Raw genomic sequence first — 20,462 nt, 5'->3', positions numbered from 1 at the left:
CACACCGCGGTATTAAATAAATGAAGCGTACGTACCAACCGTCCAAGCTTGTTCGCAAGCGCCGCCACGGATTTCGCGCCCGCATGGCCACCAAGGGTGGTCAGAAGGTTCTTTCCGCACGCCGCGCCCGTGGCCGCAAGCGTCTCTCGGCCTAAGGCTGGGATGCCCGAGATCACCGGGCGATGACAGACGAGAAAAAGAACAAGAAAACTGTCGGGCGGCTGAAAAGCCGGCCGCAGTTTCTTGCTGTTCGGCAAGGCGAAAGCCGTCGGGGGCGCACCTTTCTTCTGGAAGTGCTCGACCGCAATGCGCCGGACGAAGCGCCGCGCGTCGGCTTCACCGTCACCAAGAAACATGGCAATGCAGTCGAGCGCAACCGCATGCGTCGGCGCCTCAAGGAGGCCGTGAGGCACTCTGCCGGATTTGCAATGAAGAGCGGACACGACTATGTGATTGTCGCGCGTCGGGAGGTGCTGTCGGCTCCCTTCGCTGATATGACGGCTCAGCTCATCGCGCGCATTGAAAACAGGCCGAAGCCGAAGCGGTCCGAGGAGACCCGTTCCAGGAAAGCATGATGGAAAAAAATCGTAACTACTTCATCGCGATCGCGCTCTCGGTGCTGATCGTCATTGCCTGGCAGTTCCTCTACATGAATCCCAGGATGGAGGCGCAGCAGCGTGCCGAAGAGGCCCGCCGCGCACTCCAGGGAGAAACGGCCCAGCCGGTATCGCCGGAAAGCCCCGGCGCCTCGAGCGCGCCGACTGGCAATCTACCTGGTGCCGCTTCCGGCCAGACGACCATCACCCGCGATCAGGCGCTTGCACGGTCGCAGCGTGTTCAGATCGAAACCCCTGCCCTGATCGGTTCCATCAATCTCACCGGCGCGCGTTTCGACGATCTGAAGCTTCGCGAATATCACGAAACCGTTGACGACCAGAGCCCGATCATCACGCTCTTTTCGCCCTCCGACACCAAGGACGGGCATTTCACCGAACTCGGCTATATTCCGAACGAATCCATCGGCACCGTTCCTGGCGCGGGAACCCAGTGGACGGTAGCAAGCGGCGAGAAACTCACTCAGCAGACGCCGGTGACGCTGTCCTTCACAAACGAGAAGGGCATCACCTTCACGCGCACCATCTCCGTCGACGATCATTACATGTTGACCGTCAACGACAAGATCGACAACACCAGCGGCGCACCCGTCACATTGACGCCTTATGGGCGGATTCTGCGTCACAACAAGCCTGCGACTCCTTCGGTTTGGGTCATCCACGAAGGCTTCATCGGGGTGATGGGTGAAGACGGCGCGCTTAGCGAACACACCTATGCCAATATCGAGGAAGAACAATATACCCACGACAAGGCAACCACCGGGTGGTTCGGCATCACGGACAAATACTGGGCTGCGACGATCGCTCCGCCCCAGTCCATGCCTTACGTCACCCGTTTCTCGCATTTCACCGGCGGACAGGCGAGCTACCAGGCAGACTACAAGGGCGACGATCTGACGGTCCAGCCGGGTCAGTCTACCGAGCTCAAGAACCTCGTCTTCGCCGGCGCCAAGGAAGTGCCTCTGATCTCGCGCTATGAGACGGAACTCAAAATCCCGCAGTTCAACCGACTGATCGATTGGGGCTGGTTCTACTTCATCACCAAGCCGATGTTCCAGCTGATGGACTTCTTCTTCCGTCACGTGGGCAATTTCGGCGTCGCGATCCTGCTGACGACCGTCGTCGTCAAGGCGCTCTTCTTCCCGCTGGCCAGCAAGCAATACGCCTCCATGGCCAATATGAAGCGCGTCCAGCCCAAGATGGAGGAGCTGAAAGCCAAGTTCGGCGATGACCGCATGGGCATGCAGCAGGCGATGATGCAGCTCTACAAGGAGGAAAAGATCAATCCGATCGCCGGTTGCTGGCCGGTCGTGCTGCAGATCCCGGTCTTCTTCGCTCTCTACAAGGTCATCTACGTTACGATCGAGATGCGGCACGCGCCCTTCTTCGGCTGGATTCAGGATCTGTCGGCTCCCGATCCGACGTCGCTGTTCAACCTGTTCGGCCTGCTTCCCTACGACGTGCCGCACTTCCTGCTGATTGGCGTCTGGCCGCTCGTCATGGGCGTCACGATGTTCCTGCAGATGCGTATGAACCCGACGCCGCCGGACCCGACCCAGGCAATGATCTTTACCTGGATGCCGCTGGTCTTCACCTTCATGCTGGCATCCTTCCCGGCTGGCCTCGTCATCTACTGGGCTTGGAACAACACGCTTTCGATCACCCAGCAGGCAATGATCATGAAGCGCCACGGCGCCAAGATCGAGCTCTTCGACAATCTGAAGGGGCTCTTCCGGCGAAAACCGGCAGCCTCGAAATAGCTTCCGAAACCCCGGTCCGCCGGGGTTTTCTTTTATGACGACAGGCAAATATCTTCCATAGCTTGACATTCTGCGGCAAAACCCGGAAGCCGTGTCGCTTCGATTGAGACAGGACCGATAACCCAATGCCCGCTGACAAGAACATGGACGACAAGCCGCTTTTCGGCCGCCCCTGGATCTTCATCCGTGGCGTACCTTCGATGAAATTCCTGCCGCCCGAAGGCCCGCTCGAAGTGGCCTTCGCAGGACGTTCGAATGTAGGCAAGTCCTCGCTGATCAATGCCCTTGTCGGCCAGAAGGGTCTGGCACGCACCTCCAATACGCCCGGCCGCACCCAGGAACTTAACTATTTCGTGCCGGAGGGTTATTCCGGTGAAGGGCTGGATCTGCCCCCCATGGCCTTGGTCGACATGCCGGGCTACGGCTATGCGCAGGCGCCGAAGGAGCACGTCGACGCATGGACGAAGCTCGTCTTCGACTACCTGCGCGGTCGTGCCACGCTGAAGCGTGTCTATGTCCTGATCGACAGCCGCCACGGCCTCAAGAAGAATGACGACGAGGTTTTGGACCTGCTCGACAAGGCGGCGGTTTCCTATCAGATCGTGCTAACCAAGACGGACAAGATAAAGGAGCCGGCGGTCGACAAGCTGATCGCCGAGACGACGGAAAAGATCCGCAAACGGCCCGCTGCCTATCCCTTCGTGCTTTCGACATCTTCTGAGAAAGGCAAAGGCATCGACGAACTCCGTCTGGCGATCGGGGAGACCGTCGGCCAGCCATTGTAACTTCTCGTACAAAGCCGGCCGCTTCAGAGGAAGCGACCGGCTCCGGGTGTAACGGCAAAACGCCTGCGACCGGCCCTTACATCTTGGGCAGCACGACCTTGTCGACTACGTGAATGACACCGTTCGACTGCTTTACGTCGGCGATCGTAACCTGGGCGACATTGCCGTTCTCATCGGTCAAGGTGATCTTGCCCATGTCCTGCTTGGCTTTCAGGACGCAGCCGCCGACGGTCTTGACGTCATGGGTGCCCTTGTCGTCCTTGATCATCTTTTCGATAGCGCTCGACATGGCGTTCGCAGCGACAACGTGGCAGGTCAGAACCTTGGTCAGCTGCGCCTTGTTTTCCGGCTTCAAAAGCGTATCGACCGTGCCTTTAGGGAGTTCCGCGAACGCGTCGTTGGTCGGCGCGAACACGGTGAAAGGACCCTTGCCCTGCAGTGTTTCGACCAGGCCGGCCGCTTTGACGGCTGCCACCAGGGTCGTATGATCCTTGGAATTCACCGCGTTCTCGACGATGTTCTTGTCTTCGAACATGGCCGCGCCGCCGACCTTCGGATTGGCGGCATGGGCTGCGACCACGGCTGCGGAGAGAGCTGTTGCGACGGCAAATGTGCGGAGTGCGAATTTGGACATTCTGTTTTCCTCTTCCTTTTAAAGGATCTGATCGCCCCGGCACGGATGCGCCTCCCAGGGCGGTTCACGTCCCGCGGTCTGCGGGACGCAGCAAGGGACGGAAGGGAGAGGGAAAGAGTTTCAGCCACAGTGGAAAAAAGCGGCAGAAAAAATTCAACTCCTTGGTTTTTAAGCGCTAATTTTAATTGGACCGACGCGTCTGGCCAACCGCGATCACGGGACCGGTGGCTTTACCGGTCGGAGAGCCGCCGAACGGCTCGAGGCTGACGGCGAGGGTCACGCCTTCGCCAAGTCTCGGACGGAGGTGAGCCGGAATTTCGACCGAACCTTCGCCCGTCTGAGGCAGTACACCGAGGGAGATTGCCGGATCGTCACCGCCAGGTACCAGCCAGAGTTCAAGCGAATGCTGATCGGCCGCACCGGCCGCCACCGGTGTCACCCGCAAGCGGCCGTCGACGACGTTGTAGGCGGCGACCAGGCTGATTGAATTGCCTTCTCCGGCAAGCTCGGCGACCAGCGGACGAGACGTCGGTGTACCTATCCAACCGGTGTCAAGAGAAACGTAAGCGATCAGTACAGCCACGGACCCAAGCGCAATGCCACGCCACAACAGCAGCGAGTTCCACCATTTGCCGGTCGCGACGAGCTCCTGCGCGAAAGTCTTGTGCGGGAAAAGCCGGGTCTCTATCTTAGAATAGACGCCCGCGGGCGGGAGAACCTCATCGTAGTCGCCGTTGAAGCTCGCCAGATTTTCCTGCCATCGAGCGACGATCGCCGCAAAGGCCCGGTCTCTTGCGATGCGCGCGGCCACACGCTCGCGATCGGCAAGCGAGAGTACGCCCAGGACGTATTCGCCTGCGAGCAATTCATCGCGGGAGCGGTCTCCTTCGCTCTGTTCGGGCGTCGTCATCGGTCGAGGCACTCTCTCAATTTCAAAAGGCTGCGCCGAAGCCAGGTGCGCACCGTATTCAACGGTACGCCGTGGCGGTCTGCCAGCTCCTGGTAGCTCAGACCTTCCACATATGCGCTTCGCACGGCGCTGGCTCGTTCAGATTCCAACTCTTCCATGCACCTGTCAATGCGTTTGCCCTCGCCCTTGAGGACGGTAGTCGTTTCGGGATCGAGCGCCGCATCCGCGATGTCCCAAGTTTCGTCGATACTGTCGGCAACGGGCTTGCGGGCACGCATAAGATCAATGGCCTGGTTGCGTGCCACCGCCACAAGCCAGCCCAACGGGCTCGCACCGGAGGCAGCGAACCGGTCGGCTCGTTGCCATATCTTGACGAAAATTTCCTGCAGCGCATCTTCCGCATCGGCCCTGTCCTTGAGGATACGAAGACAGACGGAAAAAAGTTTCGGAGATACAGCGGCGTAAAGCGCCGCCAGACCGGCTCGGTCGCGCAATGCGACGCGGCCGATCAAGGCGGCTATTTCAGTGTCTGTCGCCAAGCACGTGTCTCCCGGGCGCGTCGTTGCCGGTATACGGGCAAATCTTGCCATCGGATTATTTCCCCCGTCAAAAACATGCGCTACAAGGCGCCCACTCACATCACGGGGAAATCGATGACGACTTCCGATAGCGAACTTCAGGCCAAACTTCTGGCGCAGGCGCTGCCCTACATGCAGCGGTATGAAAACAAGACCATCGTCGTCAAGTACGGCGGTCACGCCATGGGTGATTCCGAGCTCGGCAAGGCGTTTGCGGCGGATATCGCGCTGCTCAAGCAGTCCGGCGTCAATCCGATCGTCGTTCACGGCGGTGGTCCGCAGATCGGTGCCATGCTGACCAAGATGGGCATCGAGTCGAAGTTCGAAGGCGGCCTGCGCGTCACCGACCAGAAAACCGTCGAGATCGTCGAGATGGTACTGGCAGGCTCGATCAACAAGGAAATCGTCGCGCTGATCAACCAGACCGGCGAATGGGCGATCGGCCTTTGCGGCAAGGACGGCAATATGGTGTTCGCCGAAAAGGCCAGGAAGACCGTCGTCGACCCGGACAGCAATATCGAGCGCGTGCTCGATCTCGGCTTTGTCGGTGAAGTGGTGGAAGTCGACCGCACGCTGATCGACCTGCTCGCCAAGTCGGAGATGATTCCCGTTATCGCCCCGGTAGCCCCCGGCCGCGACGGCGCCACCTATAACATCAACGCCGATACGTTCGCGGGGGCCATCGCCGGCGCCCTCAATGCCACCCGCCTGCTCTTCCTTACCGACGTTCCGGGTGTTCTGGACAAGGACAAGCAGCTCATCAAGGAGCTGACGGTGGCGCAGGCCCAGGCGCTCATCAAGGACGGCACGATCTCCGGCGGCATGATCCCGAAGGTCGAGACCTGCATCGACGCAATCAAGGCCGGCGTCCAGGGCGTCGTCATCCTGAACGGCAAGACCGCCCATTCGGTGCTTCTCGAAATCTTCACCGAGCATGGGGCCGGCACGCTGATCGTGCCGTGACCCCTTCCTCGATCGAGGCCTAAGCGGCGGCGGTGAAGACCGCCGCTGCATCTTCCTTGAGCTTCGCCATCATCGCCCGATAGGGACCGGGGCCATAGCTCACCCTTGCGACGCCGAGTTCTCCGAGCCGCTTCGGCGCCGAGACGCCCGGCATCATCATGATATTGACCGGCACCGGCGAAGCTTCGCAAAGCTTGCGGATAAGCTCCTCATCTGCCAGGCCCGGCGCAAAGAAGCCATTGCCGCCAGCTTCCGCATAGGCCCTCGCCCGCGCGACCGCTTCATCCAGAAGCGCCGCATGCTTTGTCCGGTCGCCCTCCTGAAGGAAGAGATCGGTCCTGGCATTGATGAAGAGTGGGATCCCGCGCGAATCTGCCAGAGATCGGATGGCACGAATGCGCTCCGCCTGTCGACTGATCGGGTAAACGCCACTGCCGCCGACCACCTGATCCTCAAAATTGACGCCGATCGCGCCCGCGTCGATGACCTTCGCGACATTTTTGGCAAGCTCTGCCGGATCTTCCGCATACCCACCTTCAAAATCCACCGACAGCGGCAGTTCGACAGCGGAGGCGATCGATTTTGCGGTCGAAAGCAGCGCCTCCATCGGCAGGTTCTCGCCATCGGTATAACCTTGCGCCGCAGCCACGGACCAGCTTCCGGTGCCGAGAGCCTTCGCGCCGGCGTCCGCAACCGCCTTTGCCGTGCCGGCGTCCCAGATATTGTAGATGATGACCGGATTACCCTTCTGATGAAGTGCAGCGAATGCGGTAGCCTTTTCTTTCTGGTCCATGTCGTCTCCCTTTCTGATCCCGCGGTTATAGCCGCGCTTGCGCCTCTCGCCGCCGTAAATCGGGCGCCGATTTACGATCCTAGAAAACGCGGCTCAGAAGAACAACAACCCGAGAATGCCGGAGACAATGAGCATACAGCCGATCGCTTCCATACGGTTCACCCGCTCGTGGAAGAGGAAATAGGACGCCATGAAGGTGAAGACCAGTTCGATCTGACCGAGCGCACGCACATATGCCACCTGCTGCAGTGTCATCGCCGTGAACCAGCAGGCAGAACCGAGGACACCGGCCAGCCCTACCAGCGAGGACGAGCGCCAGCTGCGGACCACCTGCGCGATCTCGCGCCTGTCTTTCCAGAACATCCAGACCAGCATGAAAATTGTCTGGAAGGTCGTTACACAGGCAAGCGTAACCGCCGCGTCCATAACCGGCCCCGGCCCTTGAAGCGAAAGCGCGGCACTGCGATAGGCCACCGCCGAAATGCCGAAGACCGCACCGGAGGCTATACCGATCAACGCAGTCCGCCCCGTCAGCGCGACGGCGAGATTGCGCCAGGACAGCGGCATCCGCGCCGTGGAGATCATCATCACGCCGAGTACGCCGACGATGATCGCCGCAATGGCGCCTAAGGTGAGTTTCTCTCCAAGCAGGACAAAACCGAAGATCGCCGCCTGCACCGGTTCTGTCTTGGAATAGGCCGTGCCCACGGCAAAGTTGCGGAGCGAAAAGAGATGCACCAGCATGATGGTCGCAAAGATCTGCGCCAGCCCCCCGATCCCGGCCCATATGGCGAAGGTCGGGTTGATCTCGGGATAAGGGTAGCCGGCAATGTGATGCAAAGCCAGCACATAGAGGATTGCGATCGGAAACCCGTAGCCGAAGCGCACGAAGCTCGCGCCGCGGGTGCCGAGCGAACCCTGCAGACGCTTTTGCAAGGCGGAGCGCAGGTTCTGCAGGAAGGCCGCAGCGATTGTAATGGGGATCCAAAGTTCCATGCTGGTGGCGGTATCATGCCGGCTATTTGGCCGCCAAGGCTGATTTAGCCTGAACAGGTCGCCTTTTCGATTTTCTTCGACGCTCAAGCCGTGCATAAGACGGGCATGGACAAGACGCCGAAAACATCCCCCGATCCTGCTGATTTCGCCCATATCCGTGAATGGGTATTCGATCTCGACAACACGCTCTACCCGCACCACATCAATCTGTTTGCGCAGATCGACAAGAACATGACGGCCTATGTGCAGGAGCTGCTGCAGCTCGAGCCGGAGGACGCAAGGGCGCTGCAAAAGCGCTATTACCACGAGCATGGGACGACCCTGCAGGGCCTGATGCTGAATCACGGGATCGAGCCGGACAGTTTTCTCGAGCGCGCCCATGCGATCGATTATTCGGCGCTGCTGCCGCATCCGGAACTCGGAGAGGCGATCAAGGCGCTGCCGGGCCGCAAGTTCATCTTTACCAACGGAAGCGTACCGCATGCCGAAGCCGCCGCCCGGGCGCTCGGCATCCTCGACAATTTCGACGATATCTTCGACATCGTGGCGGCGGGTTATGTTCCGAAGCCTGCGGGCGCCACCTACGACAAGTTCGCGAGCCTGCACCGCGTCGATACCAGGCACGCCGCCATGTTCGAAGACCTCCCTCGCAATCTGCAGGTCCCGAAGACGCTCGGTATGCGCACCGTTCTTCTGGTTCCCCGCAACCTCGATACGGTGCTGATGGAGCGTTGGGAAAAGCTGACCGACGAGGACGATCATATCGACTACGTGACCGACGATCTGGCAGGTTTCCTGTCCGGCATTCGGCCCGATTGAGTTCCCGCCGTCTTACCAAATGTTCATCCACATTACGGATGTTTAAGTGGTTCCCACCGGTTGCCGGGCCTATCTTCAGGTCATCGGATTTAACCGGAAAGGACCCATTCGATGACCGCGAAGAAGATCGTTTTAGCGACACTCAGTGCCGTACTGGTCGCAGGAGCCGCTCTGCCGGCATTCGCGGCACCGGGACGTGACGGACCCGGCCGCCATGAGGGCGCCGGCGGCCGCATGATGCAGGACGTGATGTTCGTTCGTCTCTTGAAGAATGCCGACGGCAACAAGGACGGCAAGATCTCCAAGGAAGAGCTGACCGCCCGCCAGGATGCGCTGTTTGCCGAAATCGACGCAAACAAGGACGGCACCGTCACCCGAGGCGAACTCGTGGATTTCCGCCAGGCTAAAATGGATGAGTTCCGCAAGGATAACCCGCCACCGGAACAGGCTGAAAACCGCGGCCACGGCCGCCACGATGGGGATCGCGATGGCTGGCACCGCGGCGGGCGGGATCACGATGGCCAGGATCGCCACAATGCGCGCTGGGATGGCCCGCGACATGGCGGCATGATGGGCCGCGGTATCTTCCGCATGGTCGATGAAGACCGGGATGGCAAGATTACCAAGACCGAAGCAACCACCGCAGGCGACCAGCTGTTCACCCGCATGGACGTCAACAAGGACGGCACCATTTCCATCGACGACCTGCCGGACCGCCCCCTCTAGTTCCCCGCCCCCTTTTGGAACTAGTACCGGCCGTCGTCTTGAAGGACCCGCCCCTCCCCCGAGAGGCGGGTTCTTTCAGTTCTAATGCTCATAGAAGTCGGCGATGATCTTCCAGGCCTGATCAGCCGTCTCGACGAAGTTGATGAGATTGAGGTCTTCCGGCGCGATCGTGCCGAATTCCGCCAGTGCTCCAAAATTGATGATGCCGCGCCAGAAGGCCTCGCTGAAGAGGATGAGCGGGATTCGCTCCATGCGTTTTGTCTGGATGAGCGTCAGCGCCTCGAACATCTCGTCGAGTGTCCCGAAGCCGCCCGGAAATACCGCAACCGCCTTGGCGCGCATCATGAAATGCATTTTGCGGATCGCGAAATAGTGGAAGTTGAAGCTGAGTTCGGGCGTTACGAAACGGTTCGGCGCCTGCTCGTGCGGCAGCATAATGTTGAGCCCAACGCTCGGGGCACCGGCGTCCGAGGCTCCGCGATTGCCCGCTTCCATCACGCCTGGTCCGCCGCCCGTCACCACCACATATTCCTGATGATTGTGGCTGGCCGAGTGTTTTCCGCAGAGTTCAGCAAACTTCCGCGCCTCGTCATAAAATACCGATGCCGCTTCGAGATTCTTCCGCTGAACCTCGTTGCGCGCAGCCCAGGCGCTTTGCCCGGGCGCCGGGATGCGCGCGCCGCCAAACAGCACCACCGTCGACTTGATGCCGCGTTCGGCAAGCATCATCTCGGCTTTGGTAAGTTCCAGCTGAAGACGGACCGGCCGCAGCTCTTCGCGGCTCAGAAAGTCGTCGTCCGCATAGGCGAGGCGATAGGACGGAGATTCCGTTTGCGGCGTCCTCGGCTGACCGGCGGCCGCATATTTGTCGGCCTTGTTGTCCTTCAGAGGATCCCAGACGCCATCCTTGCGCCGCGGTCCGTCCTTCTTCGCCTTTGCCATTGCATGACCCTTCCAGCGCCAACATGCGTTGACGCCAATTCACATTGACGCCTGAGTGGCGGTCGCTTAGAGCAAATAGAACTAAATGGCCACCTCTCCACCATCACGATACCGAGTGACGTTTAAGGATTTCCCATGAGCAGCGCTGACTTTTCCTCCCTCGAAAAGACTATCGAGACCGCCTTCGAGAACCGGGACGACGTGACGGTATCGACCAAGGGGGAGATCCGCGATGCGGTCGAGGAAGCATTGAACCTGCTCGACAGCGGCAAGGCGCGCGTTGCCAGCCGCGGCGCCGACGGAAACTGGACGGTGCACCAGTGGCTGAAGAAGGCGGTGCTGCTTTCCTTCCGTCTGAACGACATGGAGGTGGTGAAGCACGGCCCCGGCAACTCCACCTGGTGGGACAAGGTGCCGTCGAAATTTGAAGGCTGGGGCGAGAACGAATTCCGTGCGGCCGGCTTCCGGGCCGTACCGAGTGCGGTCGCTCGCCGCTCGGCCTACATTGGCAAGAACGTCGTGCTGATGCCCTCTTTCGTCAACCTCGGCGCCTATGTGGATGAAGGAACGATGGTCGACACCTGGGCCACCGTCGGCTCCTGTGCGCAGATCGGCAAGCATGTCCACCTGTCGGGCGGCGTCGGCATCGGCGGCGTGCTGGAGCCCATGCAGGCCGGCCCCACCATCATCGAGGACAATTGCTTCATCGGGGCGCGCTCCGAAGTCGTCGAAGGCTGCATCGTGCGCGAGGGTTCCGTGCTCGGTATGGGCGTCTTCATCGGCAAGTCGACGAAGATCGTCGATCGCGCGACGGGCGAGATCACCTATGGCGAAGTGCCCCCCTATTCCGTGGTCGTCGCGGGCTCGATGCCGGGCAAGCCGTTCCCGAACGGGGAACCGGGCCCGAGCCTCTACTGCGCCGTCATCGTCAAGCGCGTCGACGAAAAGACCCGTTCCAAGACCGGCATCAACGAACTTCTGCGCGACTGACCTCAAGGCTACTCATCCGAAATGTCCGCATCCGATCCCGTCGCCAATCTTCAGGACCTCATCCGCTGCCCTTCGGTGACCCCGGCCGAAGGTGGCGCGCTCACCGCCCTGGAATCCATGCTCATTCCGCTCGGGTTCAAGGTCGAGCGCATGGTGGCGACGGAGCCGGGAATGCCGGATATCGAGAACCTTTATGCACGGCTCGGTACGGACGGTCCGCATCTGATGTTCGCCGGCCACACCGACGTCGTTCCTCCGGGGGACGAGGCATCGTGGAGCCATCCGCCTTTTGCGGCCGAAATCGCGGGCGACGAGCTTTTTGGCCGCGGCGCCGTCGACATGAAGGGCGGGATCGCCTGTTTCGTTGCGGCTGTTGCCCGCCATATCGAAAAGCATGGCTCGCCGAAGGGTTCTATCTCCTTCCTGATCACCGGCGACGAGGAAGGGCCTGCGGTCAACGGTACCGAGAAGCTGTTGAAATGGGCTGCCGAAAAGGGCGAGCGCTGGGACGCCTGCCTCGTCGGGGAGCCGACCAATCCGGATCAACTCGGCGACATGATCAAGATCGGCCGGCGGGGATCCGTATCCGGCAAAGTGACCGTATTCGGCGTGCAGGGTCATGCGGCTTATCCCCATCTCGCTGACAATCCGGTCCGCGGCCTCCTGCCGCTCGCCTCCGCGCTGATGGACCCGCCTTTCGACACCGGTACGTCTGAATTCCCGGCTTCCAATCTCGAAGTCACTTCCGTCGATGTCGCCAATCCCGCCACCAATGTCATACCGGCAAAGGCCGCCTTTGCCTTCAACATCCGGTTCAACGACAGTTGGACAGCCGATACGGTGAAGGCGGAGATCGTTCGGCGGCTCGATCTTGCTGCCGTCGAGAGCCCGCTGCGTCCGGGCCGCGACCCCGCACGGTACGAAATTACCTGGGCCGAACGCCCGAGCCACGTCTTCCTGACCCGCAACAATGCGCTGATCGCCTCGCTCTCGGCTGCGGTAGAAAAGGTCACCGGCCGCACGCCGCAGCTTTCCACCACCGGCGGCACATCGGATGCACGCTTCATCAAGGACTATTGCCCGGTCGTGGAATTCGGCCCGGTCGGCCAGACCATGCATATGGTCGATGAACGGGTGGCCCTTGCCGATCTGGAGATGCTCACCCAAATCTATGGGACCTTCATCTCCCGCTGGTTCGATAATGCCCTCCTACAGTGAAGTCAGGTTATATCTGAGCGGCCTCTGGCTGTTGATCAGAGGCGATGCGCAGGGATTCCGCCTGCTCGATGTTTCCGACCGCGGCATGATGCGTTCCTTCTGGGCTTTCGTCTGGTGCCTGCCGGCCGTCTTCGTGTCCTGGATCTGGCTGCGGTCCCTGCTGGTTCAAAGCATGCCGCCGGGCACGCGGCTCGGAGGTATGTTCTTTGTCCGCGTGGCGATGCTCGAAGTTCTCAATTGGCTGCTGCCGATTGTCTTTTCGGCTCTGATCTGCCTGTTCATGGGCATCCACCGGAAATTCCCAGCCATCGTGGTGACGATCAACTGGCTGGCGGTTCCATTTGCATGGATCTACGGTTTGTTGTGCCTGGCAATGCTTCTGTTGCCCGTCCTGACGCCGATCATCGGGCTGATGCAGCTCATGCTGCTGATGATCCTGGTCTTTGCGGTGTCGCGGATCATGCGGATGATCTGCGGGCCGCAGTTGCTGATGACCACGGCGCTGGTCCTTGTCCTGCTGGTGCCGAACATGATCTTGACCGGCGCCATGCAGCGCTTCCTCGGAATCTACCCTTTCTGACGGTCGCAGGCCCTTCTGACTGTCAGGGGTCGCCGGGATAATCCACCTTCAGGAAGTAGAGCCCTTCCGGCGGAGCGACCGGTCCGCAGGCGGCGCGGTCCCGGGCGTCGAGCGCCGCGCGAACGTCATCCGGCGTCATCTTGCCCTCCCCCGCCAATTTCAGGGTGCCGGCGAAGGAGCGGATCTGGTTGTGCAGAAAGCTCTGGGCGCTCGCCCGGATCTCGATTAGGTCTCCGCTGCGGGTCACGTCCAGCCGGTCGAGCGTCCGCATCGGGCTCGCCGCCTGGCAGTGGGCAGACCGAAAGGTCGTGAAGTCGTGATGCCCGATCAAGGTCTGCGCGGCCGCATGCATGACCTCGTGGTCAAGCTCGCGCGTCACCCACCAGGCACGCTTGGCTTCAAGGGCGAGCGGCGAGGGCCGATTGAGAATGCGGTAGAGATAATGCCGGCGCTGCGCCGAGAACCGCGCGTCGAAACTGTCGTCGACCGCCCGGACGTCCAGGATGGAGACCTTTTCGCCAGCCATCATCAGGTGGGCGTTCAACGCATTGCGCAGCTTGTAGGGCTTCCAGTCCCGGGAAAGGTCAACGTGGACCACCTGCCCCACCGCATGTACACCTGAATCCGTCCGGCCCGCGCCACGGATCGAGACTGTCTCTCCCGTGAGCGACAGGATGCCAGCCTGTAGGGCGGCCTGGACGGAATGGCCGTTCTCCTGCATCTGCCAGCCCACATAGGGCGTGCCGTCATATTCAACGGTCATGCGGTAGCGCGGCATCAGCAAAACCTCGTGCCGGCGGGAACGGATGTTCCACGCAGGAATTCAGCCGCCGCCAGCGGCTTGCCACCCGCCTTCTGAAGCTTCAGGAGCCGCACGGCGCCTTCGCCACAGGCCACAGTCAATGTATCGTCAAGAACGGTGCCTGCCCCGCCCTGGCCTTTAGCCACTTCCGAGGCGAGTACCTTCACGCGTTCCGGTCTGCCGTTGATCTCGGCCTCGAACCACGCGCCGGGGAAAGGCGACAACCCGCGGATATGATTGTGCACGTCACGGGCGGACCTCGAAAAATCGATGCGGGTCTCGCCCTTGTCGATCTTGGCGGCGTAAAGCACGCCCTCGTCCGATTGCGGCGTCAGCGGCAGGTCGTTGCCTTCAAGCTTTTCCATCGCCTCAACCATGGCGCGCGCGCCGACGAGCATGAGCTTGTCGTGCAATTCTCCCGCCGTCATGTTTTCACCGATCTCGACCTCCTTGGTAAGGGCGACCGGGCCGGTATCGAGACCCTTCTCCATCTGCATGACCATCATGCCGGTCTTTTTATCGCCGGCCATAATGGCGCGCTGGATCGGCGCCGCCCCCCGCCAGCGCGGCAGAAGCGAGGCATGGCCGTTGTAGCAGCCAAGCCGCGTGCCGGTGAGGATCGCTTCGGGCAGCAGCAAGCCGTAGGCGACGACGACCGCCACGTCCGCATTCAGCGCGCGGAATTTCTCGCGCTCTTCCGGATCCTTGAAATTGATGGGGGTGAAAACGGGAATGCCGAGCAGTTCGGCAGCCTGATGGACCGGCGACTTCACCAGATCCAGCCCTCGGCGGCCACCTGGCCGAGGCGGCTGGGTGTAGACCGCGGCGATCTCATGTCCCGCCTGCTTCAGCGCCTGCAGCGTCGGCACGGAAAATTCCGGCGTGCCCATGAAGGTGATGCGGAGAGACATGGCGTTTCGCGCTTTAAGAACGCGCCTTCGAGCTGAAGACCGTGCAGGCGTCAGCCTTAGACGGCTTTCGTCTTGGCGGCCTTGGTGAATTTCTTGATGACCATTTCGCGCTTGAGGCGGGAGATGTAGTCGATGAACAGCACGCCGTTCAGATGGTCGATCTCGTGCTGCAGGCAGGTCGCAAGCAGGCCATCGGCCTCGACAAGATGTTCCTTCCCATCGCGGCCGATATGCTTGACGGTGACGACGGCGGGGCGCTCCACTTCCGCATAATATTCGGGAATGGACAGGCAGCCTTCCTCGTAGACGGAACGTTCGTCCGAAGACTTGACGATCTCCGGGTTGATGAAGACCTGCGGGGCCTTTTCTTCACCCTCGCGCGCGATATCCACCACCAGAAGCCGGCGCGGAATACCGATCTGGATCGCCGCCAGGCCTATGCCAGGCGCGTCATACATCGTCTCCAGCATGTCGTCTGCAAGCTTCAGGATATCGGAATCCACCTGCTCGACGGGCTTGGACACCTGGCGCAGGATGGGGTCGGGCAAAATAATCAGGGGCTTGATCGTCATGATCTCCCCATAACGCAACTCTTTTTCCGATGGAACAGGAATCGCGCTGTATTGGCGACCGATGTTCATGCTTTGATCTTCCTCCTTTGCAAAAATCTGTTAGGTTGAAAGCATGAACGATCTCTTCAGCCGCCTTTCTCCTCTTTTTTCTCAGCAGCTAACCGTGATGTTTTCAGCCGCCGCGGCGGCTGTTATCCTGCTCTTCCTGGTACTCGTTCTGCGCAGCAACAGCCGCCGACGGCAGGATGCTGCACGACAGGCTGCGGAAGCGGAAGCGCGGCTTTCCGAACTCATCCGGGCGCAAAGCGAGATGCAGGGACGCCTGTCGGCGATGGCCGAGACCCTGTCGACCCGCCAGTCGGAGCTCAATCAGGCGGTCAGCCAAAGGCTCGACGGCATGACGCATCGGATCGGCACGACGATCACCGAGCAGACCAGATCGACGCATGAGAACCTGCGAAAGCTGCAGGAAAGGCTTGCCGTGATCGACGCGGCGCAGAACAACATTCAGACGCTCGCCAAGGACGTGGTCGGGTTGCAGGCCATTCTGTCCAACAAGCAAACCCGCGGCGCGTTCGGCCAGGGGCGCATGGAAACCATCATTGCCGACGGCTTGCCGCTCGGCGCCTATTCCTTTCAGTCGTCGCTTTCCAACGGCACCCGCCCGGACTGCACGATCCGAATGCCGAACAACGCGCCGCCGCTGGTGGTGGATGCCAAGTTTCCCCTGGAGGCCTGGAACGCATTCCGTGAGGCGGCCGCGCCGGAAGCACGCAGGTCCGCCGCCCAGCAATTCCGGCGCGACCTGGAAGTGCACATCAAGGATATTTCCGAGAAGTACCTCCTTCCGGGCGAGACGCAGGACATGGCCTTCCTCTTCGTCCCTTCCGAATCGATCTTTGCGGAAATCCACGAGCATTTCGAAGCGGTCGTGCAAAAGGCGCAGCGCTCGCGCGTCGTCTTCGTATCGCCCTCCCTCCTGATGCTGTCGATCCAGGTCATCCAGGCGGTCCTGAAGGACCAGCGGATGCGCGAGCAGGCACATCTGATCCAAGGGGAAGTGGCACTGCTCATGGAAGATTTGACGCGCCTTGACGATCGAACACGCAAGCTCCAGGGGCATTTCCTGGCAGCCCAGAGAGATGTCGAGCAAATCGTCACATCGAGCGAAAAGCTCACGAGGCGCGGCGCCAAAATCGGAGCGTTGGAGCTCGAAGCACCGGGACAGTCCGAGACAGACGCCGAGACGCCGCAAACCAAGGTCGTCGAAAGCAGGACTGGGCTTCTGAAGCTGAGGGTAGTTGACGAGGAGTGATCCTGTCGGGCAGTGTCCGGCGCATTCAACAAGCAGCAGCAGGCCGCCCCATGATCACCGTTCTCGGCTCCATCAACATGGATCTTATCGCAACCACCGAACGGCTGCCGGAGCCGGGCGAGACGGTGGCCGGATCAAGCTTCTCGACTGCAGCCGGCGGCAAGGGAGCCAATCAGGCGCTTGCGGCGCAACGCGCAGGTAGCGCGGTGCACATGGTCGGCGCGGTGGGGGAAGACGCCTTCGCGGCGCAGGCGCTGGCGCTCCTCAAGGACGCCGGCGCAGATCTTTCGGGGGTCGCACGCGTCGGCGAACCGACAGGTACAGCTCTGATCCTGGTCGGCGGTACCGGCGAGAACATGATCGCAGTCGTCCCGGGCGCCAATGGCACTGTGCGCGAGGCCCAAGCGCTTGCGGCGATCGATCCGATGCAGCCGGGCGACATCCTGATGCTGCAGCTCGAAATTCCGGGATCGACGGTGGAGGTAGCCTTGAAAGCCGCTCGCGCCAAGGGAATCACCACGATGATCAATACCGCCCCCCTGACGCCGGACGCGGCACGGCTTGCACGCCTTGCCGATATCGTCGTTGCCAACGAGACCGAATTCGAACTGCTGGCGGGCGAACGGCTAGCCGATCGGGACGCGCGGAAAGCCGCGCTCCAAAAACTGCATGCCGAAACCGGCCAGACATTCGTGGTCACGCTCGGCGGCGAAGGCGTCATTGCGATCCGCGAAGGGACCTTCTTTGCAGCTGACGGTTTGAAGATCGAGCCCGTCGATACCGTCGGTGCCGGAGATACGTTCTGCGGCTATCTGGCCGCAAGCCTCGAACAGGGCCTCGGTTTTTCCGATGCGCTCCGCCGCGCCGCCGTTGCAGGCTCGCTCGCCTGTCTCACGCCAGGTGCCCAGCCGTCCATACCTGTCGCCGAGCAGGTCGACAGCCGGATCTAAAGTCACTCAGGTTTTGCTTTTGCAGTGCGAAAGCCAACCAGGTTAACTTTAATCAAATTTAAGACATCATCCCTAGGGTGGCACCATCACCTCCGCGGAACGCCTTGCCTTCCGCGAGCGGCCTCATGACGGGGCAAATCGGATAAAGGTGAATTTTCCCCTCCGTAATGCTCATTGCGAGGCGCGCGCCCCATGTTCCCGTTGAAGATCCGATCCCTTTCCACGAAACTCATCCTGGTCACGAGCCTGGCGATAGCTCTCGTCCTTGTGCTCTCCAATCTTTTCCTGATCTCGCAGACCCGGAGCCGCGTTTCAACGCTGACCATGGCGCAGGCCGAGGCGGAAGCGCGCTCGATCGCCAATGAGGTCGCCGTCGAAATCGGCCAGCTCGCCGGTGCCGCCCGTTCGATTGCCGGCGTAATCGGTCGCGGCCATGCCGGCGGCTACCTCGACCGCAAGGGTGTCGTCGACGCCCTCAAGGCCAATCTGGAGCAGAATGTCTTCGCCTACGGAAGCTGGTTCGCCGAGGCGCCGGGAACCTTCGACGGCAAAAATGCGGATCTCGTGAACAACAAGGAGATGGGCGGCAACAAGAAGGGCGAGCTTGCGCCCTACTGGACGAAGAGCCGCTCCGGGGAGATCGCCTACAGCGTCTTCGACATCGATACGCAAGCGGAATGGTATTCGCTGGCGGCCAATTCGAAGAAGGGTTCACTGACCCAGCCATACGTGGAAAGCACGACGGGCGACGCTACCGCCATGAGTTCGGTTGCCTATCCGGTTATGTCCGGCTCCAAATTTCTCGGCGTCGCAGGCCTCGATGTCTCGCTTTCGACCCTGTCGAAGAAGCTGCAGGCCATGCGGCCTTTCGGTTCCGGCCGCGTTCTCCTCGTGTCCCAGGGCGGCAAGTGGATCGTTCCGGTCAATGCCGACAAGCTGATGAAGCCGGTGGAAGGGGAGAAGGCCAGCGAGCTTCTCGCCGCCTTGAAGGCGAACACGCCTCTGCAGCTCACCAATCTCACTGCTGACGCTCCGGAGGCCTACGAGCGCGTCGTTTATCCCTTCACCGTGCCGGATCTCAACGCCACATGGGCCATCGTTCTTGACGTGCCGCATAGCGTCATCGCGGCGCCTGTCCAGGATCAGACGTGGATGATGGTTCTCGGCGGCCTGATCATTATGGGCGCCTGCATCGCGACCCTCTATTTCGGCAGCACCGTGTTCGTGCGCCGTCCTCTGGGCGCTATCCTCGGCAGCGTCGATCTGCTCAGCAAGGGCCGTTACGAGAAGCCGGTCGAAGGCCAGGACCGCTCCGATGAGATCGGCTCCCTCTCCTCGTCGCTCGAAGGCTTCCGCCACACGCTTGCCGATAGCCGCCGGCTGGAAACCGAAGCCGAGGCACAGCGCAAAGCCGCCGAAAGCGAGCGGACACGGTCGGAAAGCGAGCGTGAGGCGAATGCCAACGAGCAGCAGCGCATTGTTGCATCGCTTGCCAGGGGCTTGTCCGAACTGTCCAACGGCAACCTCGGCTACCGGGTCGAGGAAGAGTTTCCGGGCGAATATGCAAAGCTGAAGACCGACTTCAACAGGGCTCTGGAGAGCCTCGAAGATACGATCGCCACCGTCAATTCGACCGTGCACAATATCGGCAACGGCACCCGCGAAATTGCTTCCAGCGCGCAGGATCTGTCGCGCCGGACGGAACAGCAGGCGGCGAGCCTCGAAGAGACCGCCGCCGCACTGAACGAGCTCACCGCGCAGGTGAATTCGAGCGCCGAGAATGCCGGCTCCGCCGCCTCGACCGTCAATCTGGCCTGCGACGACGCGGAAAAGTCGGGCGAAGTGGTGCAAAAGGCCGTCGCCTCGATGCAGGGCATTGCGCAGTCGTCACAGGAGATCTCCCGCATTATCAGCGTGATCGATGAAATCGCCTTCCAGACCAACCTGCTTGCGCTCAATGCAGGGGTCGAAGCGGCCCGCGCCGGTGAAGCGGGCAAGGGTTTCGCCGTCGTTGCCCAGGAGGTGCGGGAACTGGCGCAGCGTTCCGCCAATGCCGCCAAGGAGATCAAGGCGCTTATCAACGCCTCGACAACGCAGGTCGGCGAGGGTGTCGAACTGGTCGGCAGGGCCGGTGACGCACTGCAGAAGATTGCGGTACAGGTCATGCAGATCAACGGCCTGATCCGCCAGATCTCCGCATCCGCCAGCGAACAGGCGACCGGTCTCAAGGAGATCAACTCCGCCGTCAACCAGATGGACCAGGTCACCCAGCAGAATGCCGCGATGGTGGAAGAAACCACGGCGGCGAGCTCCGTGCTCAGCAACGAAGCGGAAACCCTCCGCTCCCTCGTCGCGCGCTTCCGGGTCTCTGCCGGAGTGGGCGGAGTTGCTCATGCCGCGCCTCAGGCTCTGCGCCAGGTTGCCCGCTCGCTGCGGGAGCCCCCAGCCAGTCCGGCGGCTCCGGTGCCTGCACGCGCAAAACCTGTCGCCAAGGCTGCGGCTTCGCACGGATCGGCCGCTGTCGCCGACGAGTGGGAAGAGTTCTGATCGCGCACGCGGCGTCTTTGAGCCAGGCCGCCGGGTGGTTATCCGGCGGCCTTTTCG

22 protein-coding genes are annotated in these 20,462 nt (G+C 61.2%); 13 read left to right on the top strand and 9 right to left on the bottom strand.

The genetic code is table 11. The annotated features are described in order from the left end of the window. Positions 1 to 20 precede the first annotated feature (20 nt). The 4 genes from rpmH to yihA all read left to right on the top strand — a co-directional run bounded on the left by rpmH (position 21) and on the right by yihA (position 3,159). Positions 21 to 155, top strand: a complete 135-nt coding sequence (gene rpmH, locus C5L12_RS02815; RefSeq protein WP_025555461.1) for a 50S ribosomal protein L34 — start codon at positions 21 to 23, stop codon at positions 153 to 155. Between the two features lie 27 nt (positions 156 to 182). Further along, a complete protein-coding gene (rnpA, locus tag C5L12_RS02810; RefSeq protein ID WP_105370505.1) occupies positions 183 to 575 on the top strand; it encodes a ribonuclease P protein component in 393 nt (130 codons plus the stop codon). Beyond that, positions 575 to 2,374, top strand: a complete 1,800-nt coding sequence (gene yidC, locus C5L12_RS02805) for a membrane protein insertase YidC (protein WP_105370504.1) — start codon at positions 575 to 577, stop codon at positions 2,372 to 2,374. Before rnpA ends, yidC begins: the two co-directional genes overlap by 1 nt. 125 nt (positions 2,375 to 2,499) lie before the next feature. After that, complete coding sequence (yihA, locus tag C5L12_RS02800; RefSeq protein WP_205839297.1) at positions 2,500 to 3,159, top strand: ribosome biogenesis GTP-binding protein YihA/YsxC; 660 nt, start codon at positions 2,500 to 2,502, stop codon at positions 3,157 to 3,159. 76 nt (positions 3,160 to 3,235) lie between these two features. On the opposite strand, the gene C5L12_RS02795 is transcribed toward yihA, so the two are convergent. The 3 genes from C5L12_RS02795 to C5L12_RS02785 all read right to left on the bottom strand — a co-directional run bounded on the left by C5L12_RS02795 (position 3,236) and on the right by C5L12_RS02785 (position 5,293). Beyond that, entirely contained in the window at positions 3,236 to 3,793 is a 558-nt protein-coding gene (locus C5L12_RS02795; protein ID WP_105370503.1) for a fasciclin domain-containing protein, read from the bottom strand. A gap of 181 nt (positions 3,794 to 3,974) precedes the next feature. Then, a complete protein-coding gene (locus C5L12_RS02790) occupies positions 3,975 to 4,703 on the bottom strand; it encodes an anti-sigma factor (RefSeq protein ID WP_105370502.1) in 729 nt (242 codons plus the stop codon). Further along, positions 4,700 to 5,293, bottom strand: a complete 594-nt coding sequence (locus tag C5L12_RS02785; protein WP_105370501.1) for a sigma-70 family RNA polymerase sigma factor — start codon at positions 5,291 to 5,293, stop codon at positions 4,700 to 4,702. Before C5L12_RS02785 ends, C5L12_RS02790 begins: the two co-directional genes overlap by 4 nt. A 63-nt stretch (positions 5,294 to 5,356) precedes the next feature. Between C5L12_RS02785 and argB the strand changes: the two genes are divergently transcribed. Further along, the gene (argB, locus tag C5L12_RS02780; RefSeq protein WP_105370500.1) at positions 5,357 to 6,244 is read left to right on the top strand and encodes an acetylglutamate kinase; all 888 of its coding nucleotides are present in this window, start codon (positions 5,357 to 5,359) and stop codon (positions 6,242 to 6,244) included. A gap of 19 nt (positions 6,245 to 6,263) precedes the next feature. On the opposite strand, the gene C5L12_RS02775 is transcribed toward argB, so the two are convergent. Together C5L12_RS02775 and C5L12_RS02770 are read right to left on the bottom strand one after the other, a co-directional pair. Beyond that, positions 6,264 to 7,037: an isocitrate lyase/PEP mutase family protein gene (locus C5L12_RS02775; protein ID WP_105370499.1), complete on the bottom strand. Its 774-nt coding sequence runs from the start codon at positions 7,035 to 7,037 to the stop codon at positions 6,264 to 6,266. 93 nt (positions 7,038 to 7,130) lie between these two features. Beyond that, a complete protein-coding gene (locus C5L12_RS02770) occupies positions 7,131 to 8,033 on the bottom strand; it encodes an EamA family transporter (protein ID WP_105370712.1) in 903 nt (300 codons plus the stop codon). A gap of 105 nt (positions 8,034 to 8,138) precedes the next feature. Here C5L12_RS02770 and C5L12_RS02765 point away from each other — a divergent pair, with 105 nt between their 5' ends. Next, positions 8,139 to 8,852 carry a pyrimidine 5'-nucleotidase gene (locus C5L12_RS02765; protein ID WP_105370498.1) on the top strand — a complete coding sequence of 238 codons (714 nt, stop codon included), beginning with the start codon at positions 8,139 to 8,141 and terminating at the stop codon, positions 8,850 to 8,852. Between the two features lie 111 nt (positions 8,853 to 8,963). After that, complete coding sequence (locus C5L12_RS02760; protein ID WP_105370497.1) at positions 8,964 to 9,578, top strand: CREC-EF hand family protein; 615 nt, start codon at positions 8,964 to 8,966, stop codon at positions 9,576 to 9,578. 81 nt (positions 9,579 to 9,659) lie between these two features. On the opposite strand, the gene C5L12_RS02755 is transcribed toward C5L12_RS02760, so the two are convergent. Beyond that, positions 9,660 to 10,520, bottom strand: a complete 861-nt coding sequence (locus C5L12_RS02755) for an LOG family protein (RefSeq protein WP_105370496.1) — start codon at positions 10,518 to 10,520, stop codon at positions 9,660 to 9,662. A 135-nt stretch (positions 10,521 to 10,655) separates the two neighbouring features. On the opposite strand from C5L12_RS02755, the gene dapD reads away from it, so the two are divergent. The 3 genes from dapD to C5L12_RS02740 are packed head-to-tail and all read left to right on the top strand — an operon-like array spanning position 10,656 to position 13,308. Next, positions 10,656 to 11,510: a 2,3,4,5-tetrahydropyridine-2,6-dicarboxylate N-succinyltransferase gene (dapD, locus tag C5L12_RS02750; RefSeq protein ID WP_105370495.1), complete on the top strand. Its 855-nt coding sequence runs from the start codon at positions 10,656 to 10,658 to the stop codon at positions 11,508 to 11,510. Positions 11,511 to 11,531: 21 nt separating this feature from the next. Then, on the top strand, positions 11,532 to 12,728 hold the full coding sequence (gene dapE, locus C5L12_RS02745; RefSeq protein ID WP_105370494.1) for a succinyl-diaminopimelate desuccinylase: 1,197 nt from the start codon (positions 11,532 to 11,534) through the stop codon (positions 12,726 to 12,728). Beyond that, a complete protein-coding gene (locus C5L12_RS02740) occupies positions 12,712 to 13,308 on the top strand; it encodes a hypothetical protein (protein WP_105370493.1) in 597 nt (198 codons plus the stop codon). Before dapE ends, C5L12_RS02740 begins: the two co-directional genes overlap by 17 nt. Positions 13,309 to 13,330: 22 nt before the next feature. Here C5L12_RS02740 and truA read toward each other — a convergent pair whose 3' ends face one another. From truA to def, 3 genes are read right to left on the bottom strand one after another with little or no spacing between them, the layout of a single operon-like run. Then, positions 13,331 to 14,086, bottom strand: a complete 756-nt coding sequence (gene truA / locus C5L12_RS02735) for a tRNA pseudouridine(38-40) synthase TruA (protein ID WP_105370492.1) — start codon at positions 14,084 to 14,086, stop codon at positions 13,331 to 13,333. Beyond that, positions 14,086 to 15,021, bottom strand: coding sequence for a methionyl-tRNA formyltransferase (fmt, locus tag C5L12_RS02730; protein ID WP_105370491.1), 936 nt, complete (start codon positions 15,019 to 15,021; stop codon positions 14,086 to 14,088). The genes truA and fmt overlap by 1 nt, the downstream gene beginning before the upstream one ends. A 56-nt stretch (positions 15,022 to 15,077) precedes the next feature. Next, positions 15,078 to 15,593: a peptide deformylase gene (gene def / locus C5L12_RS02725; RefSeq protein WP_105370711.1), complete on the bottom strand. Its 516-nt coding sequence runs from the start codon at positions 15,591 to 15,593 to the stop codon at positions 15,078 to 15,080. A 166-nt stretch (positions 15,594 to 15,759) separates the two neighbouring features. Between def and C5L12_RS02720 the strand changes: the two genes are divergently transcribed. From C5L12_RS02720 to C5L12_RS02710, 3 genes are all read left to right on the top strand, one after another. Then, complete coding sequence (locus tag C5L12_RS02720) at positions 15,760 to 16,908, top strand: DNA recombination protein RmuC (RefSeq protein WP_245422744.1); 1,149 nt, start codon at positions 15,760 to 15,762, stop codon at positions 16,906 to 16,908. A gap of 50 nt (positions 16,909 to 16,958) precedes the next feature. Then, on the top strand, positions 16,959 to 17,858 hold the full coding sequence (locus C5L12_RS02715; protein WP_105370489.1) for a ribokinase: 900 nt from the start codon (positions 16,959 to 16,961) through the stop codon (positions 17,856 to 17,858). A gap of 192 nt (positions 17,859 to 18,050) precedes the next feature. Further along, positions 18,051 to 20,405, top strand: a complete 2,355-nt coding sequence (locus C5L12_RS02710; protein ID WP_105370488.1) for a methyl-accepting chemotaxis protein — start codon at positions 18,051 to 18,053, stop codon at positions 20,403 to 20,405. Positions 20,406 to 20,462: the final 57 nt, after the last annotated feature.

This window comes from Neorhizobium huautlense (assembly GCF_002968575.1).
GTDB lineage: Bacteria > Pseudomonadota > Alphaproteobacteria > Rhizobiales > Rhizobiaceae > Neorhizobium > Neorhizobium huautlense.
This window is presented reverse-complemented; position numbering and strand designations above follow the sequence as displayed.

Excerpts from the sequence above, each read along its gene's own strand:
- rpmH (WP_025555461.1), top strand. The coding sequence starts at position 21 with ATGAAGCGTACGTACCAACCGTCCAAGCTTGTTCGCAAGCGCCGCCAC.
- rnpA (WP_105370505.1), top strand. The coding sequence starts at position 183 with ATGACAGACGAGAAAAAGAACAAGAAAACTGTCGGGCGGCTGAAAAGC.
- yidC (WP_105370504.1), top strand. The coding sequence starts at position 575 with ATGGAAAAAAATCGTAACTACTTCATCGCGATCGCGCTCTCGGTGCTG.
- yihA (WP_205839297.1), top strand. The coding sequence starts at position 2,500 with ATGCCCGCTGACAAGAACATGGACGACAAGCCGCTTTTCGGCCGCCCC.
- C5L12_RS02795 (WP_105370503.1), bottom strand. The coding sequence starts at position 3,793 with ATGTCCAAATTCGCACTCCGCACATTTGCCGTCGCAACAGCTCTCTCC.
- C5L12_RS02790 (WP_105370502.1), bottom strand. The coding sequence starts at position 4,703 with ATGACGACGCCCGAACAGAGCGAAGGAGACCGCTCCCGCGATGAATTG.
- C5L12_RS02785 (WP_105370501.1), bottom strand. The coding sequence starts at position 5,293 with ATGGCAAGATTTGCCCGTATACCGGCAACGACGCGCCCGGGAGACACG.
- argB (WP_105370500.1), top strand. The coding sequence starts at position 5,357 with ATGACGACTTCCGATAGCGAACTTCAGGCCAAACTTCTGGCGCAGGCG.
- C5L12_RS02775 (WP_105370499.1), bottom strand. The coding sequence starts at position 7,037 with ATGGACCAGAAAGAAAAGGCTACCGCATTCGCTGCACTTCATCAGAAG.
- C5L12_RS02770 (WP_105370712.1), bottom strand. The coding sequence starts at position 8,033 with ATGGAACTTTGGATCCCCATTACAATCGCTGCGGCCTTCCTGCAGAAC.
- C5L12_RS02765 (WP_105370498.1), top strand. The coding sequence starts at position 8,139 with ATGGACAAGACGCCGAAAACATCCCCCGATCCTGCTGATTTCGCCCAT.
- C5L12_RS02760 (WP_105370497.1), top strand. The coding sequence starts at position 8,964 with ATGACCGCGAAGAAGATCGTTTTAGCGACACTCAGTGCCGTACTGGTC.
- C5L12_RS02755 (WP_105370496.1), bottom strand. The coding sequence starts at position 10,520 with ATGGCAAAGGCGAAGAAGGACGGACCGCGGCGCAAGGATGGCGTCTGG.
- dapD (WP_105370495.1), top strand. The coding sequence starts at position 10,656 with ATGAGCAGCGCTGACTTTTCCTCCCTCGAAAAGACTATCGAGACCGCC.
- dapE (WP_105370494.1), top strand. The coding sequence starts at position 11,532 with ATGTCCGCATCCGATCCCGTCGCCAATCTTCAGGACCTCATCCGCTGC.
- C5L12_RS02740 (WP_105370493.1), top strand. The coding sequence starts at position 12,712 with ATGCCCTCCTACAGTGAAGTCAGGTTATATCTGAGCGGCCTCTGGCTG.
- truA (WP_105370492.1), bottom strand. The coding sequence starts at position 14,086 with ATGCCGCGCTACCGCATGACCGTTGAATATGACGGCACGCCCTATGTG.
- fmt (WP_105370491.1), bottom strand. The coding sequence starts at position 15,021 with ATGTCTCTCCGCATCACCTTCATGGGCACGCCGGAATTTTCCGTGCCG.
- def (WP_105370711.1), bottom strand. The coding sequence starts at position 15,593 with ATGACGATCAAGCCCCTGATTATTTTGCCCGACCCCATCCTGCGCCAG.
- C5L12_RS02720 (WP_245422744.1), top strand. The coding sequence starts at position 15,760 with ATGTTTTCAGCCGCCGCGGCGGCTGTTATCCTGCTCTTCCTGGTACTC.
- C5L12_RS02715 (WP_105370489.1), top strand. The coding sequence starts at position 16,959 with ATGATCACCGTTCTCGGCTCCATCAACATGGATCTTATCGCAACCACC.
- C5L12_RS02710 (WP_105370488.1), top strand. The coding sequence starts at position 18,051 with ATGTTCCCGTTGAAGATCCGATCCCTTTCCACGAAACTCATCCTGGTC.